14 protein-coding genes are annotated in these 14,512 nt (G+C 47.4%); 9 read left to right on the top strand and 5 right to left on the bottom strand.

Annotated features, from left to right (window positions below; all coding sequences use genetic code 11):
• Window positions 1–158: 158 nt before the first annotated feature.
• Together sstT and ACAN56_RS25020 are read right to left on the bottom strand one after the other, a co-directional pair.
• Window positions 159–1,391: a serine/threonine transporter SstT gene (gene sstT, locus ACAN56_RS25025; RefSeq protein ID WP_379146156.1), complete on the bottom strand. Its 1,233-nt coding sequence runs from the start codon at window positions 1,389–1,391 to the stop codon at window positions 159–161.
• A 363-nt stretch (window positions 1,392–1,754) separates the two neighbouring features.
• Window positions 1,755–2,291: a ClbS/DfsB family four-helix bundle protein gene (locus ACAN56_RS25020; RefSeq protein WP_379146155.1), complete on the bottom strand. Its 537-nt coding sequence runs from the start codon at window positions 2,289–2,291 to the stop codon at window positions 1,755–1,757.
• A gap of 133 nt (window positions 2,292–2,424) precedes the next feature.
• Between ACAN56_RS25020 and ACAN56_RS25015 the strand changes: the two genes are divergently transcribed.
• The 8 genes from ACAN56_RS25015 (at window position 2,425) to ACAN56_RS24980 (ending at window position 11,170) form a co-directional block, all read left to right on the top strand.
• On the top strand, window positions 2,425–3,375 hold the full coding sequence (locus tag ACAN56_RS25015; protein WP_076110289.1) for a sensor histidine kinase: 951 nt from the start codon (window positions 2,425–2,427) through the stop codon (window positions 3,373–3,375).
• Window positions 3,335–4,030: a response regulator transcription factor gene (locus ACAN56_RS25010; RefSeq protein WP_379146153.1), complete on the top strand. Its 696-nt coding sequence runs from the start codon at window positions 3,335–3,337 to the stop codon at window positions 4,028–4,030. The genes ACAN56_RS25015 and ACAN56_RS25010 overlap by 41 nt, the downstream gene beginning before the upstream one ends.
• Before the next feature lie 81 nt (window positions 4,031–4,111).
• Complete coding sequence (locus tag ACAN56_RS25005; RefSeq protein ID WP_038585997.1) at window positions 4,112–5,038, top strand: ABC transporter ATP-binding protein; 927 nt, start codon at window positions 4,112–4,114, stop codon at window positions 5,036–5,038.
• Window positions 5,031–5,798 carry an ABC transporter permease gene (locus ACAN56_RS25000; protein WP_038585999.1) on the top strand — a complete coding sequence of 256 codons (768 nt, stop codon included), beginning with the start codon at window positions 5,031–5,033 and terminating at the stop codon, window positions 5,796–5,798. Before ACAN56_RS25005 ends, ACAN56_RS25000 begins: the two co-directional genes overlap by 8 nt.
• A 187-nt stretch (window positions 5,799–5,985) precedes the next feature.
• A complete protein-coding gene (locus ACAN56_RS24995; RefSeq protein ID WP_379146151.1) occupies window positions 5,986–6,828 on the top strand; it encodes an aldo/keto reductase in 843 nt (280 codons plus the stop codon).
• 176 nt (window positions 6,829–7,004) lie between these two features.
• Entirely contained in the window at window positions 7,005–8,240 is a 1,236-nt protein-coding gene (locus tag ACAN56_RS24990; protein WP_379146150.1) for a GGDEF domain-containing protein, read from the top strand.
• Between the two features lie 151 nt (window positions 8,241–8,391).
• Window positions 8,392–10,089 (top strand): hypothetical protein, encoded by a 1,698-nt coding sequence (locus tag ACAN56_RS24985; RefSeq protein ID WP_379146149.1) that lies wholly within the window; start codon window positions 8,392–8,394, stop codon window positions 10,087–10,089.
• A gap of 184 nt (window positions 10,090–10,273) precedes the next feature.
• Complete coding sequence (locus ACAN56_RS24980; protein WP_038586007.1) at window positions 10,274–11,170, top strand: SDR family oxidoreductase; 897 nt, start codon at window positions 10,274–10,276, stop codon at window positions 11,168–11,170.
• Between the two features lie 82 nt (window positions 11,171–11,252).
• Here the strand turns inward: ACAN56_RS24980 and ACAN56_RS24975 are convergent, their stop codons facing one another.
• Window positions 11,253–11,846: a GNAT family N-acetyltransferase gene (locus tag ACAN56_RS24975; RefSeq protein WP_379146148.1), complete on the bottom strand. Its 594-nt coding sequence runs from the start codon at window positions 11,844–11,846 to the stop codon at window positions 11,253–11,255.
• Between the two features lie 131 nt (window positions 11,847–11,977).
• Between ACAN56_RS24975 and ACAN56_RS24970 the strand changes: the two genes are divergently transcribed.
• Entirely contained in the window at window positions 11,978–13,435 is a 1,458-nt protein-coding gene (locus ACAN56_RS24970; protein WP_379146146.1) for a serine hydrolase domain-containing protein, read from the top strand.
• Between the two features lie 11 nt (window positions 13,436–13,446).
• Here the strand turns inward: ACAN56_RS24970 and ACAN56_RS24965 are convergent, their stop codons facing one another.
• The gene (locus ACAN56_RS24965; RefSeq protein ID WP_379146145.1) at window positions 13,447–13,683 is read right to left on the bottom strand and encodes a hypothetical protein; all 237 of its coding nucleotides are present in this window, start codon (window positions 13,681–13,683) and stop codon (window positions 13,447–13,449) included.
• 147 nt (window positions 13,684–13,830) lie between these two features.
• The gene (locus tag ACAN56_RS24960; RefSeq protein ID WP_052091810.1) at window positions 13,831–14,262 is read right to left on the bottom strand and encodes an NUDIX domain-containing protein; all 432 of its coding nucleotides are present in this window, start codon (window positions 14,260–14,262) and stop codon (window positions 13,831–13,833) included.
• Window positions 14,263–14,512 lie beyond the last annotated feature (250 nt).

Raw genomic sequence — 14,512 nt, 5'->3', positions numbered from 1 at the left:
CAACCGGGAACAATAAACAAGCAGGAGCCCAAGGTCTCCTGCTTGTTTTTATCTAACGATAAGAATTTATATGTTTCACGCTATAAATTATCCTTCTATTTCTCGCTGAAACGGATACCGTCCTTTTGAGGACGGTATCCGTTTCCACTTGACACTATTTATTGGGTATTAATCACAAATTCCACGCCTTCTTTGCGATTTTTTGCATATTCAGCGGTTGCTGTGAATAGTAAGTCGGAAGATGAGTTAAGCGCAGTCTCGAAAGAGTCCTGCAGAACACCGATAATGAAACCTACACCAACGACTTGAATTGCAATATCATTCGGAATGCCGAAGACGCTGCATGCTAGAGGAATCAGTAAGAGCGATCCTCCGGCAACACCTGAGGCACCTGCAGCAGATATAGCAGACAGCACGCTAAGAACAAGCGCCATACCAAAATCCACTTCAATGCCGACCGTGTGAACAGCAGCGAGGGTCAAGACAGAAATCGTAACAGCTGCCCCCGCCATATTAATCGTAGCACCTAAGGGAATGGACACAGAATACGTATCTGCATCCAGATCGAGCTTTTCACATAATCTCATGTTGATGGGAATGTTTGCGGCTGAGCTGCGAGTGAAGAATGCGGTAATCCCACTTTCCTTCAGGCAATGGAAAACAAGGGGGTAAGGATTTCTACGAATATTCAGATATACAATTAACGGATTAATCACAAGTGCCATAAATAACATACATCCAATGAGAACAAGAAGTAGTTTACCGTAATCAAGCAGGGATGAAAGTCCCTTTGCTGTAACAGAATCAAAGACAAGACCCATGATGCCTAAGGGTGCCAAGCTGATTACCCACTTGACGATTTGCGAGACAGCATCTGAAAAAGAAGTAAGCGTGTCTTTGGTGTTATCATTAGCATTTCTAAGAGCAAAGCCAAGTAATATAGCCCATGTCAGGATACCGATATAGTTGGCATTCATTAGGGCGTTTACCGGGTTATCGGCTACATTAAACAGCAAAGCTTTGAGTACTTCTACAATTCCATCAGGTGGAGTCAGGCCGCTCACACCCGTTACAAGTGATAAGCGTACCGGAAACATAAAACTTACGATAACTGCAATCAGCCCTGCCAAAAATGTACTTAAACCATACAGAGCAAGAATCGCTTTCATATTCGTTTGTTGGCCTTTTTTATGTTTGGATATGGCCGACATGACTAAGAGCAAGACCAATACAGGTGCGACTGCCTTTAATGCCTGTACAAACAAAGAGCCGAAAATGCTGACCCCTGTTGCATCAGGAATGGATACAGCCAAAATTATACCAACTACAATCCCCACAAGTATTCTTTGTACCAGGCTCACTTGGTTCCACTTGAGCAATGCTGTTTTCATTACTTCCCCCCGGTTTCAATATGGAAATATAACTAAGCCCTGACTCCTGCTTTATCGCGGCAGTGTATGTAAGTTTATCACGAAAAATGTCGATTGTGTGCAACTGTAAAAATTTGCACACCGTTATCCGATCCTCCGCAAATTGATAGTGTTCCGCTGATAATGGGCGGCTTGTCAGATGCAAATGTCCATTTAGCCACTTACCCGATTGGGGGGAGTAAACGGGACTCTATGGCTTGCTCCAATAACGAGCTTAACGCTCTTCCTTCAATATAAAATCCGGCTTCAGCAAATAGTCCAGCGTGTGAGGCAATGGAGAATCCTGCAGCCTGATTCACAAGCTCAAGAATAACAAAGGTATCTTTATACATTACCCGGGTTCCCCGCCGCACTGTATTTCTTCCACTTTCTGATTTTGGCGCGGAAGTTGGTGAACGGGGCGACTGAATTGATGTGAATCCAGCGGGCCATCGGCCAGTTGTCCTTGCTGCCAGTCCATTTGCGGGTGCCTTGGGTGAACAGCTCTTCTTCGGTTAAAGTACCGATCCATTCCAGCCACTCCTGCTCCCTCTGACGGAATAGGTCTCGCAGCTCGGCGAGGGATAATGCGGCATATTGCTCGTAGAAGGACTGGTAAAGTCCGCCAAGCTGGTTCCATTTATAGCCGGGTGACGGCATGTGGACCTCACGGCCTTCCCGTTCATCCTTGTCCCAGCCCATGATGAGCGGAAGCCAGCCAAGCTGGTAGGCGATAATTTCGGCGGGTGTTTTATCCACCTCAGGTATTCTTGCATCCCTCCGGCTGTTGTCGATCCCGTCAAATTCTGCATCCAGCAGCACATACTTGGAGTGAATGGTCTCGATTAATTCTTCTTTGGACGAATATTCATAGCTTGCCACAGCAGCGCACCTCGTTTTTATTCTAGTTATACCATAGAGCAGTGACGGCAGTGTGTCATATTTAACCAAAACAGGATCATAGCAAAAATCTATAATCGTATATAATGATATTCATATGGAAGGAAGTGACACCATGATTATTGTCCTGGTTATAGCTATTATTTTGTTAATGGCCCAAACTATTTACCTGCTGTATTATAAAAGCCAGATTAGGGATATCGGGAATCAGCTGTCTTTTATTATGGAACATAATTCTTTTAAGTTTATAGGAACACAATTAAAGCCTAAGGAAATCGATAGCTTAATCCACCGCTGCAATGCTTTGTTAAGCCGTCAAAGAGCCCTGGATCAGCAATTCAGCCGGAAAAATGAAGAGATGAATTCTACGATCATCAGCCTGTCGCATGATATCAGAACCCCGCTTACTTCATTAGATGGTTATCTCCAATTAGCTCTGCGCTCAGAACAACTTCAAGACAAGACACAATATGTAACACTAGCCCAATCCAGAATTCAGCAGATCATCAAGTTGGTTGACGAGTTGTTTTTATACACCAAGCTGCAGAATCCGGAATATAGCTTTGAACTTGAATCCGTTGACGTTATGGATGTGCTGAAGCGGAACTTATTTCATTTCATTGATGATTTTTCCCGGGCCGGTGATGAACCCATGCTTAATCTTCCGGAGTTGCCCGTTTCTATCGTGGGGAATGTGAATGCCGTGGAGCGGGTATTTGCGAATATCGTCGGCAACTATTTTATACATGGGGAAGGTTCGTTATCTATTGGTTATGAGGATAAGCAGGATACCGTGTGTATCCATTTCACCAATCTGCTGAAGGCAGGGACCCAGGTCAATATGGAGCGGATTTTCACCCGTTTCTATAAAGAAGATCCTTCACGTACCGTTCATTCCTCCGGTTTGGGTCTATCAATTGTGAAATCACTTATGGAAAAGATGAACGGAGATACGGAGGCCGAATGTATCGGCGATACCTTTTGCCTAAAAACAGAATTTATGAAAACAGCGAAGGAGAATGCAGATGTGCGGGAACGGGAACAATCAGCGGGTCCTGATTATTGAGGATGATGAACATATTAACGGAATTATTTATGACGGTCTTACAGCAGACAAGTTTCTTTGCACACAAGCATATTCCGGCAGTGAAGGGAAGATGAATCTGGCTCACCGCGAGTACCAACTCATTGTGCTGGATCTGATGCTGCCCGGTTTATCGGGGGAAGAATTCATGCATTATTTACGGAAGGATTTAAAGTCTGGGGTCCCGGTGATCATCCTGTCGGCTAAAGACCAGTTGGATCATAAGTTGAACCTGTTCGCTTTGGGAGCAGACGATTATGTCACCAAGCCTTTTGAAATAGAAGAGCTGATTGCCCGCATCCATGTCCATATCAAAAGAAACGCGGCAGATGAATCCTCCAAGGAGTACAAGCATAAAAACCTGCTGCTGGACAGCACGGCATACAGTGTCAAAGTAAAGGATAAGACACTTAGTCTGACGAGACAGGAGTATAAAATTGTTGAACTGCTGGTGAGGAACCCAACGCGGGTATTCACGAAGCAGGATTTGTACGAGCTGGCATGGGATGAAATCTATATGGGAGAAGACAAAACGATAACGGTGCATATCAGCAATATCCGCAATAAAATTAAGTGCTATGATAGTGAACCTTATATTGATACGATCTGGGGAATCGGCTTCAGGCTGAGTAAGTGAAACGCTTTGACATTTCTTAACCTTTTATTGGCGATGTCTTAGCCTTCATCCTGTTAACTTATGGTGAAGGAGGGTGCTACCATGTCAGATTGTATTATTGAAATGAGTGGACTTACGAAAAGGTACAAATCAAAAACCGCTGTGCTGAATGCCGATCTCAAAATATTCAAAGGTGAGATTGTAGGATTAATCGGGAAAAACGGGGCGGGAAAATCGACGCTGCTGAAAATGATCGGCGGATTAATTTATCCGACGTCGGGAGAACTTCATTTTTTTAACCGGTCTTCGGGTGAGAATCAGTCTTTCTTCGAGCGGATGGGCGTGCTGATTGAAAATGCCGGACTCTATCCCCATTATTCGGCCTATGAGAACTTGAATCTATTGGCCATGGCTTATGGCCTCAAGGATAGGAACAAGCAGATAGAGAAATTGCTGCAGCTGGTTGGACTAGATCATAAGAATACAGCTAAAGTCAAAAGCTATTCCATGGGGATGAAACAACGGCTCGGCATAGCAATTGCTTTACTCGGAAGTCCGGATGTCCTGATACTCGATGAGCCGATCAACGGGCTTGACCCGGAAGGTATTGTTGAGATTAGACAGTTGATCCTGGAGCTGAACAAAGACGGCTTAACCATTATCATTTCGAGTCATTTTCTTGAGGAGTTATCCAAAATCGCGACTAAGTATGCAATTATTCATCAGGGTGAGATTGTTGAGGTGATCTCCAGAGAAGAACTGCTGCAGAAATGTGAGGAACGGATTGAGATCGGGGTGGATGAAGCCAAAACGGCCATTCCGGTTTTGGAGCGGGAACTGCAAATCTCAAAGTACAAGGTTGCCTACGGTCAAACGCTGTATGTCTATGACCGGAACATTGAAATCCGGCAAATTACGAAGGTGCTGGTGGATCATGGGGTATCGGTAGATTCAATTTATAAGCATAAGCAGAGCCTGGAGCAATACTTCCTGGAACGGACGGAAAGTGCGGGTGATCACTATGATTAATATCCTTAAGATGGATTTTCACCGCTTCAGAAATAATAAAATCATGTATTTGCTGCTGCTGCTGTTCTGTGCTTTTCAAATCTTCGGCATCTTTATGATGCAGCAATACTCACAGTCGATTGAAGAGGGAGGCGTTGTGGTCAGCAGCATGAATGAGAGCGAGTTTATCCAATATAATATTTCACAGCCCTCCTCCTGGATGCTGATTTACATTGCGGTCTTCAGTATTTATTTCTATATGAGTGAATATAACTCCGGATTCCACAAAAATTATATCTCGATGAGAAAAGCAAGAATCTATTCTGTCTTGTCGAAAATGTTGATCCTGGCCGTGTTTATAATCCTTCTGTTCATCACGCTGCTGATGTCTGACTGGATTGGAAGAAGCCTATTCTTTGGTAATGCCAGCCTTGGTGATCTTGGTTTTTTCGTTAAACTGCTGGTCGGCCAGTTTTTGCTGCATTGGGCATTTTCGATCCTGATTCTCTGTATTGCAATGATCGCCAAAAACCTGCTGGTAAGTTTGACCGCTGGATTTATCCTGGCCCTAAATGTTGTGGGAATGTCGCTGGCTGCACTGGAATCGCTTGTTGAGGGAATTCACCTGTCGAAATACCTGCTCATCAATACGCTGGTCCGCATAAAGGACTTCAATAATACCGGCGAAGTTATGCATACGACTTTTGTTGCGGTTGCAGCTATTGCAGTATTCACGTTCATTGCAGTCCGTTATAAAATTAAGGAAGACCTGAATGTATGAGCAGGCTGAATCGAGTCCATTTAAATGCTGAAAGATCCCGATCCGCTCAAAGCGCAGAGAGTTACAGAGGCGACACTTCCAGACTAAATAAGGTAAAATAAAACTGGGTGCAAGCGCGTTTGCGTCTTCAACATAAATAGAGTGCAGCCCGTTTGGGGATTGCACGACACAAAGGAGAAGAGTAACGATGACTGAAAGAATCCCGGAAATTGAATTGAACGATGGACTAAAGGTGCCTGCGATTGGATTTGGGACTTACCGCTTGAAGGGTGAGGCTGGTGTAAAAAGTCTTACAACAGCGATTGATGCCGGCTATCGCTTGCTGGATAGCGCCTTTAATTATGAGAATGAAGGAACGATTGGCGAAGCGGTTCGCCAAAGCTCTGTGCCGAGGGATCAGCTGTTCATTACGTCCAAGCTGCCGGGGCGCCATCACGCTTATGACAAAGCGGTGGAAACGATCCAGGAATCCTTATATCGGGCCGGATTGGACTATTATGATTTCTATCTCATCCATTGGCCGAACCCCAATGTGAATTTATACGTTGAGGCCTGGCAGGCGATGATCGAGGCCAAGAAGCAAGGGCTGATCCGCTCCATAGGGGTCTGCAACTTTTTGCCGGAGCATATAGAGCGTTTGATCAAAGAAACCGGAGTAGCACCAAGCATGAACCAAATCGAGCTGCATCCCCTGTTTAACCAGGAAGAGCAGCGCCGATGGCATAAAGAGCACGGAATCGTGACCGAATCCTGGAGTCCGCTCGGACGCGGCAGCAGTATTCTGGAGAATGACAAGCTTGCTGAAATTGCCGGAAGATATAACAAGTCGATCTCCCAGATCATCTTGCGCTGGCATGTCCAGCTTGGAGCGGTTCCGATTCCCAAAGCAGGATCTGTAGAGCATCAGCGGGATAATCTGAACGTGTTTGATTTCGCTCTGACTGAAGCGGAAATGGAGATAATTTCGGGACTAGCCTCAGCATCCGGGCGTATCGCGGATCAAGATCCGGCGACCTATGAGGAATTCTAAACGTACTTAACGCATGTGCATTCACAAATGCTATAGATCGGACAAACCTATCCGCGGTAATGGATAGGTTTTTTTATGTGCAGGCGGGTAAAAAGGTGCGATTCATAATTAAGCGGGCGCGGGCATGTAACCGATAAATAAGTATAGTTGAATGGACACGGAGGATTTATTGAACGTTGAAAAATATACTCAAAGTCGCATCCACGATCATACTGCCGTTTGCTCTGCTTGTGCTGGCGTATTTCTTTGCCAATAATACACATACCTTGTCCCAGCCGCAGCTGGAGCTTGTGAGGCTTGCCCCCTATCCCATCTTTCTGATCGGAGGCGTCCTCTCCTGGAAATTCAACCGCAGCCGGGAGTTTTTTCTGCTCCTTATTTTTACGCTCAGTCTGGCCTCACTGCAATATTTGCGGGAGCTGCCCGGCGCGGGTGGCGAGGTGTCGGTGTCCGATCTTCACTCCATTCTTTGCCTGGTGATTCCTGTTAATGTCCTGATCTTCTCTTTCTTTAAGGAGCGCGGGATATTCAGTCTATGGGGACTTCTCCGCATTGCATTTATATTGGCTCAGGCAGCAGCAGCCGTATGGTTGTTGAACCCGGACCAAAGCGCCATTCTGCACCGGATCGGCAAGGATCTGCTGCCTGTAACGCTGCGTGATCTCACCCCATTGTCGCAAGCCTCGCTGATTGCTTTTGTGCTGGCGGGGATAAGACTTATCATCAGGCAAGTTTCCCAGAAGTCATCGCAGGATATTTCTTTCATAGCGGTGCTGGCGGGAATGTTATATGTGCTGCATAGCGAGTATGATCCTATCCGGTATGCCATATTATGGGGCGTGTCGGGGATCATTCTGATTACCTCGATCATTCAGGATTCGTATTCGATGGCGTTCTCCGATGAGCTGACCGGACTTCCTTCCAGGCGGGCCTTGAAGCAGGATATGATGAAGCTGGGGATGAATTATGCGATTGCCATGCTGGACATCGATCACTTTAAGAAATTCAATGATACTTATGGCCATGATACGGGGGATGAAGTGCTAAGGCTGGTGGCTTCTACTTTAAGAGAGGTTGCCGGAGGCGGAAGGCCCTTCCGTTATGGCGGTGAGGAATTTACGATCCTGTTCCCGGGTAAAAGCATTCAGGATGCTTTGCCGCATCTGGAAGAGCTGCGCGAGAAAGTGGCTAAGCGTGCTTTTACACTGCGGGGGAAGAGCAGAGGAAAAGGCAAAGCAAAGCGCAAATCGAAATCTGCAAGCACGAGATCAGCCAGGCCCATATACATAACGATAAGCATCGGCGTTGCCCAAAAAAATGAAAAAAACAAAACGCCGGATACGGTCATGAAGTCTGCGGACACCGCCTTATACCGGGCCAAGAAAAAAGGGAGAAACTGCGTAAGTAAGTAAATATTCTATTTCATAAGGCACCAAAGCAACAAAAACATACATAGTATAGCGGTTCTTAGACCAAGCGGAAACGGGGGCATTCGGTAAGGTTCAATGTTGGAGCAGGCAGGAGTATTCTTAGCAAAATTATAGTCGATGGAGGAAACAACGAATGAAAAAGCTATTTAGTCTGCTGCTTATATTGTTAATGGTTACACCAGCCTTTGGCAGCACAACCTTTGCGGACAATGCGGTGAAGGCTAAGGTGGCAGAGAGCAGCACATTTTTTAATGGAGAAGAGAAGCAGTCTAACGGATTCGCAATATTCGGCAATAATTATTACAGCTTGCGTGATATCGCCGAACATTTCTCGGGAACCTCCAGCCAGTTCGATATTACCTGGAATAAGAAAAACAATGCGATTGAGATCATAACCGGACAAGCCTATACGCCTGAGGAGAGCGGAGGCAGCAAATATTACAGCCAGAGCAGCAGCTATAGCGCTACACTGTCTAATTCCAAGGTGGTGCTTGACGGGCAGTTGCAGTCTATTAAGGCCTACACGATTGACGGCAGAAATTATTTTCAGTTGAGAGATTTGGCCGCCAAGATCCCCTTTGAGCTCGAATACGACAATAAGCTGAACCAGCTGGCGATGTTCTCTAAGGTTCCGGACCATGCGTACCGCGTGAAGGCGGGGGCTCCGGTGGAGAGCAATGCCGAATCGTCTAATTTCCCCAGATGGAAAAGTACAGTAGAGTCCTACCTTGTCAACAATAGCGACGGGACAGTAAGCGTCATTGAGGCGGGCAAGGAGGTTGCGATTGAAACGTACAATGCCAAATATGAATTGACAGCAACTCAAAAAGTAGCATATGAGCTTCCGCTGTTCGGCGGCTTCTACAGTGGTGTGAAGTACAACTATATTGCGTTTGGACAAGAGAACCGTGAAGAGGATAACAGCAAAGAGGTCATTCGCATCGTCCGTTATGATAAAAGCTTCAACCGTATCGACAGTGTGTCCGTTAATGGCGGGGAGAGCTACACGGTAGTACCTTTTGATGCAGCCTCCGGAAGGATGGCCGAGCAGGGAGATACGCTTGTCTTCCACACCAGCCGTGAAAGATACACAACAGAAGACGGATTAAACCATCAGTCGCAGCTCACAATTATCGTGAACACCGGCACTATGACCGTGACCAATGATATGGGAAGATTTCAGAAAAATCATGTCAGCCACTCCTTCGATCAATATGTGCTGTTCGATGGAAGCAGCCATGTGCTTGTGGATCATGGCGATGCCTATCCCCGTTCAATTGTCCTGAATAAAGGGGACGGCAAGAGTTACAGCGAGGTGGACCTGTTCCAGATTCCGGGGAGAACCGGGGCGAATGCCACCGGGGTTTCGGTTGGCGGATTCGAAATGTCCGCAGGCAATTATATTGTTGCTATGAACAGCATCGACCATTCCTTGGTTAAAGACTACACCTCTTATGAGATGGTTGGGCTGGAGAAGGATCAGCGGGATGTTATACTGAATGTATTGCCCAAGAACAGCCTTGCCAGCGCTTCCGTTAACCATATCACCCTGGCTAAGTATGTAGGCACCGATCGTATTGCCTCCATACCGAAACTGGTGAAGATAACGGATGACAAATTCATGGTGCTGTGGCAGGAATTTGATAAGGACAATCATCCGGGTGATTTGAAATATGTATTCATCGATGGTTCGGGGCAAGCTGCAGGTGCGATCCAGACGATTAAGCATTTTGTATTATCCGAATGCAATCCGGTCGTCAGCGGGGGCAACATTGTCTGGTACACCAATAGCAATGGTTCGCGGCTGTTCTATACGATTCCGGTGAACTAGGCAGCAAATTATAGCGGCACTCTCTCCCGACCCTAACAGCATCAGGCCGCATCCTTATTCGTAAGGGCGGCCTTTTTGCTGTGCCTTTTGCATTGGAAAGGAAATAATCTTCCGTTTAGAGAGCCCAGTTCTGGTTACATAAAGAGATAAGAGTTGAATCATTTTGGACTGAGGAGGATTTACGATGAGTGATCAATATACGATTCAGGATCCTGTGAAACAATATCAGAAAGCCACGGCGGAGTTCCAGCAGCAGCAGCCCGCTCCGGGACTGGAGAAGGCGATGCATCCGAAGCCGGATGACGGTGCGGAAACCTACCGCGGCAGCGGACGGCTTACCGGACGCAAAGCGATTGTTACCGGAGCAGACAGCGGGATTGGCCGCGCGGTGGCGATTGCTTTTGCCCGCGAAGGTGCTGATATAGTCCTGTCCTACATGCCGGAGGAAGAGGCTGACGCGAAGGAAGTGGTCAAGCTTGTAGAGGAAGCGGGCCGCAAGGCCGTCGCCCTGCCGGGCGATCTCAAGGATGAGGGCTACTGCGAGCAGGTAATTGCCGCAGCGGTCGAACAACTGGGCGGAGTCGATATCCTGGCCAATATTGCGGGCAAGCAGCAATTCGTCCCGGATATCGCCGATCTCACCACGGAGCAGTTCGACGCCACCTTCAAGACGAATGTGTACTCGCTGTTCTGGCTCTGCAAGGCGGCGATCAAGCACATGAAGCCGGGCAGCACGATCATCAATACTTCTTCGATTCAGGCGTATCAGCCTGCACCGATTTTGCTGGACTACGCAACCACCAAGGCTGCGATTAATACGTTCAGCAAATCACTCGCCCAGCAGGTGGCGGGCAAGGGAATCCGGGTGAACGTTGTGGCTCCCGGCCCGGTGTGGACCCCGCTTCAGGTCAGCGGCGGCCAGCCGGAAGAGGTGCTGAAGGACTTCGGGGCGAAGACGCCGCTGAACCGTCCGGGCCAGCCCGCCGAGATGGCTCCGGCCTATGTATTCCTGGCCAGCCAGGAATCCAGCTACATCAGTGGTGAAACGCTGAATGCCAATGGCGGGATGCCGACGCCGTAATCAGGATAGTCCAAAAAGCAGACGCCGTTATGCAAACGGCGTCTGCTTTTTTCGTTATTATAGCTAGGAACAATGGGGGGATTCACTTCCGTCCGTACTCTACACCCCGTACCTTGGCAAATATCATAGTATGTCTTAAAGTACCCGTTACATCACATTTGTCGTTGCGCAGCGTCCCTTCCAAGGTAAAGCCTGAACGCTCAGCAATTCTTGCACTCTGCACATTGCGGGAATCACAGCGGATTTCAATCCGGTTCGCCTGCAGCTCCTGAATAGCGTATTTCGTAATGGCATCTACGGCTTCTGTGATGTACCCCTGCCTGGCGAAAGAGGAATGAACCCAATATCCGATCTCGAACTTGCGTGATTGCCAATCGATCCGGTGCAGGCCGCTGCTGCCGATCAATTCCCCCGTTTCCTTCCGGAATAAGAGCAGCCTCAGATCTGTACGCTCCAGGAATTCCAGCCGCGAGCGGCGGATGCTTGCTTCGGATTCCTCAACCGTAGGCACTTTGTTTGCCCAAGGCATCCACGGACGCAATTCCTCAATGCTTTCTTTGACGGCCTCGTTTACAGCAAGACCATCTCCCCAATGTGGGGCGCGGATCAGCAGCCGTTCACTTTCAAAGCTTTCAGGTATGGATAACATAATAAGGCTGCTATCTGCGGTGCCCATAGGTCCAACTCCTTAATTAGATTTCACTAGACTATATTCTATCGTAATTGTTCTATACTATGAATTAATGCACTCAGAAAACAAATAGTAACGATAAAATAACTGATTTTTTAGATTAGGAGGCGTAAATCATGAGATTATCCAGAGGTATTCCCGATCATCACGGGATATCTTCCAGAAACCTCTTAGATTTCTTCACTGCGATCGAACAACGGAAGCTTGAGGTGAACCAGTTTATGCTGCTGCAGAACGGAGTGGTAACGGCTGAGTTCTCGCGGACACCGTATCGTCCGGATTGCCCGCAATTGCTGTATTCGCTGAGCAAAAGCGTCACCTCCATAGCTGTAGGCATCGCCTGTGACGAGGGACTCATGGAACTGGAGGCCCCGGTGATCTCCTTCTTTCCGGACAAGCTGCCACAGCGGATCTCTGCCAACTTGGCGAAAATGACGGTGCACCATCTTTTATCCATGAACGCAGGCCACCATGATAATATCTATGCTGCTGTGGCCAGGGAGCAGGACTTTGTGCGGGCATTTCTGGCACAGGACGTTCCGCATAAGCCGGGAAGTTATTATGTGTACAGCACGCATTCTACCTATATGCTGTCTGCCATTATGGAGCAGGTTGCGGGACAGGGTCTGGTCGATTATTTGATGCCAAGATTGTTTGAGCCTTTGGGCATACCCCGCCCATCATGGGAAACTTGTCCGCTGGGCACTACAGCAGGCGGGATGGGATTAAGCTTATCGATTGAAAGTATCGCGAAATTTGGCCAGTTGCTGCTGAATAAAGGACTTTATGCGGGAAAAAGAATTGTGTCTGAGCAGTATATCGAATTAGCTACTACGGAACAAAGTGACAACCGCCGCCTCCCCAGAGCAGACCGGGTCGACTCGGCACAAGGCTACGGGTACCAATTTCATCTGTGCCGGCGTGGGGCGTATCGGGGGGACGGCTCGTTTGGCCAGCTCTGTTTTGTGGCTCCTGAACAGCAAATAGTCATTGCCGCCACCTCGGCCTTTGAGAATATGACGAAGCTGCAGCATCTTTTAGACTTGATTTATAAATACATTATCGATCGATTTGAGCAAGGGGAGGTCAAACGGATTTCCAGTCACTCTGAGGATATGCTCAAGCTCCAGCACCGGTTGGGGGCTATGGCTTATCCTGTTCCTGCCTTCAAGCCTATACCGGAAAATATACCGAATCTGGTCAACAGAGGTTATTTAATCAATGAAAATCCCCACGGTCTCCAAAAAATCATTTTCGAGTGGAAAGACGAACAACTTGAACTTCATATGTTCTATGGGGATGAGCGGGATAAGGTCATTCTGTTTCATTTTTCCAAGCCGCTTCATGGGGTAGATGTATTCCCTAAAGACTTATCCCAAGAGCGGCAGGAGGTGGTCACGTATGCGCTCTGGGAAAATGCCAGCAAGCTTCAACTCATCCTGTTCTACATCGAAACGCCATATGTGGTCACCTATACAATAGCCTTCCATGACAACAAAATCGACTTTGCGTTCAACATTAATGTATCACTTGATATACCGAACTATAGGGTTACGGGACGATTCCAGCAATAATACAGGCGGATTTATAGCTTAATGTGCTTGTGAAGCTTGCTGTTGTCCCGTAACACAAGCAGCTTATCCTGATACGGCTTCAAGGCTGCAAAAATGTCAGGCCGCTCTTTCTGCTGATGTCCGTAATTCCATATGTACATTTTTTTCAGCATTTCGAAGGATTGCATTACCCATTTATGATGCACGCCTTCAATGATCCACTTGTCAGAGGCAAGGATATTATTCAGTATCTGGTCTCTGTCTTCCACGCTGTTCCTGACATCACCGCCTTCTGTCTGCCTCCATACGATGTTGTCGAGCTCGTAATAAGGGATATCTAAATGAGGAGGACAGATTTCTTGCTAAGGTGGATTTGCCGCTGCCGACGGGACCAATGATATGAATCCTGTTTGGTTTTACTCGGTCCATTGTCTGGGTCCGATCACATGGAAAAGTTGCTGGCTGGCGGGATTCAGCGCGTGCAGGATTCTTTGCACTGTGAAATCGCTAATGGGCCGGGGCAGATCGTCTACAGCACAATATTTGCACTCCACAATCTCCGGCGAGCAGGGCTTAGGTGCTTGATATGAGTCTTCTTTACAAGTGAAAACAAAATGGTGCATGTCATTACCCGGGTCATAGTAGACCCCGGTTAAAGACTCTGGAGTGACCTTAAGACCTGTTTCCTCCAGCACTTCGCGCCGCGCGCTTTCCTCTGCCGACTCTTGTGCCTCGGATAACCCTCCGGGCAGTTCCCAATTGTATTTCCCGTAGCTGTGTTTAACCAGAAGGACATGCCCTTCCAGATTCAGGATGACTGCTGCCGCGCCGATCAGTTTATTTGACACAATAGACACTCCTTAATCGTTATATTTAGGATGATTGCTTGTCTGTGGCTGACTGATCAGGTTGCCGATACTATTAATTATAGTAAGCAATGGCCGAACAACAATCAACCGACGGCACTAACTATTCCCGGAAGCAGTAATATCGAACTGACTACCGACAGAGACATGTACTCTCACCGTCCAAGGATCTCTCCTGGACGGTTTTTTCTGTGTGAAAATAATATCCTGTCTTCCCTCTGACAAGCAATCG

The organism is Paenibacillus paludis, assembly GCF_042610515.1.
Lineage (GTDB): Bacteria > Bacillota > Bacilli > Paenibacillales > Paenibacillaceae > Paenibacillus_AQ.
Note: the sequence above shows the minus strand (reverse complement) of the source record. Positions and strands in the feature narration are given on the sequence as shown.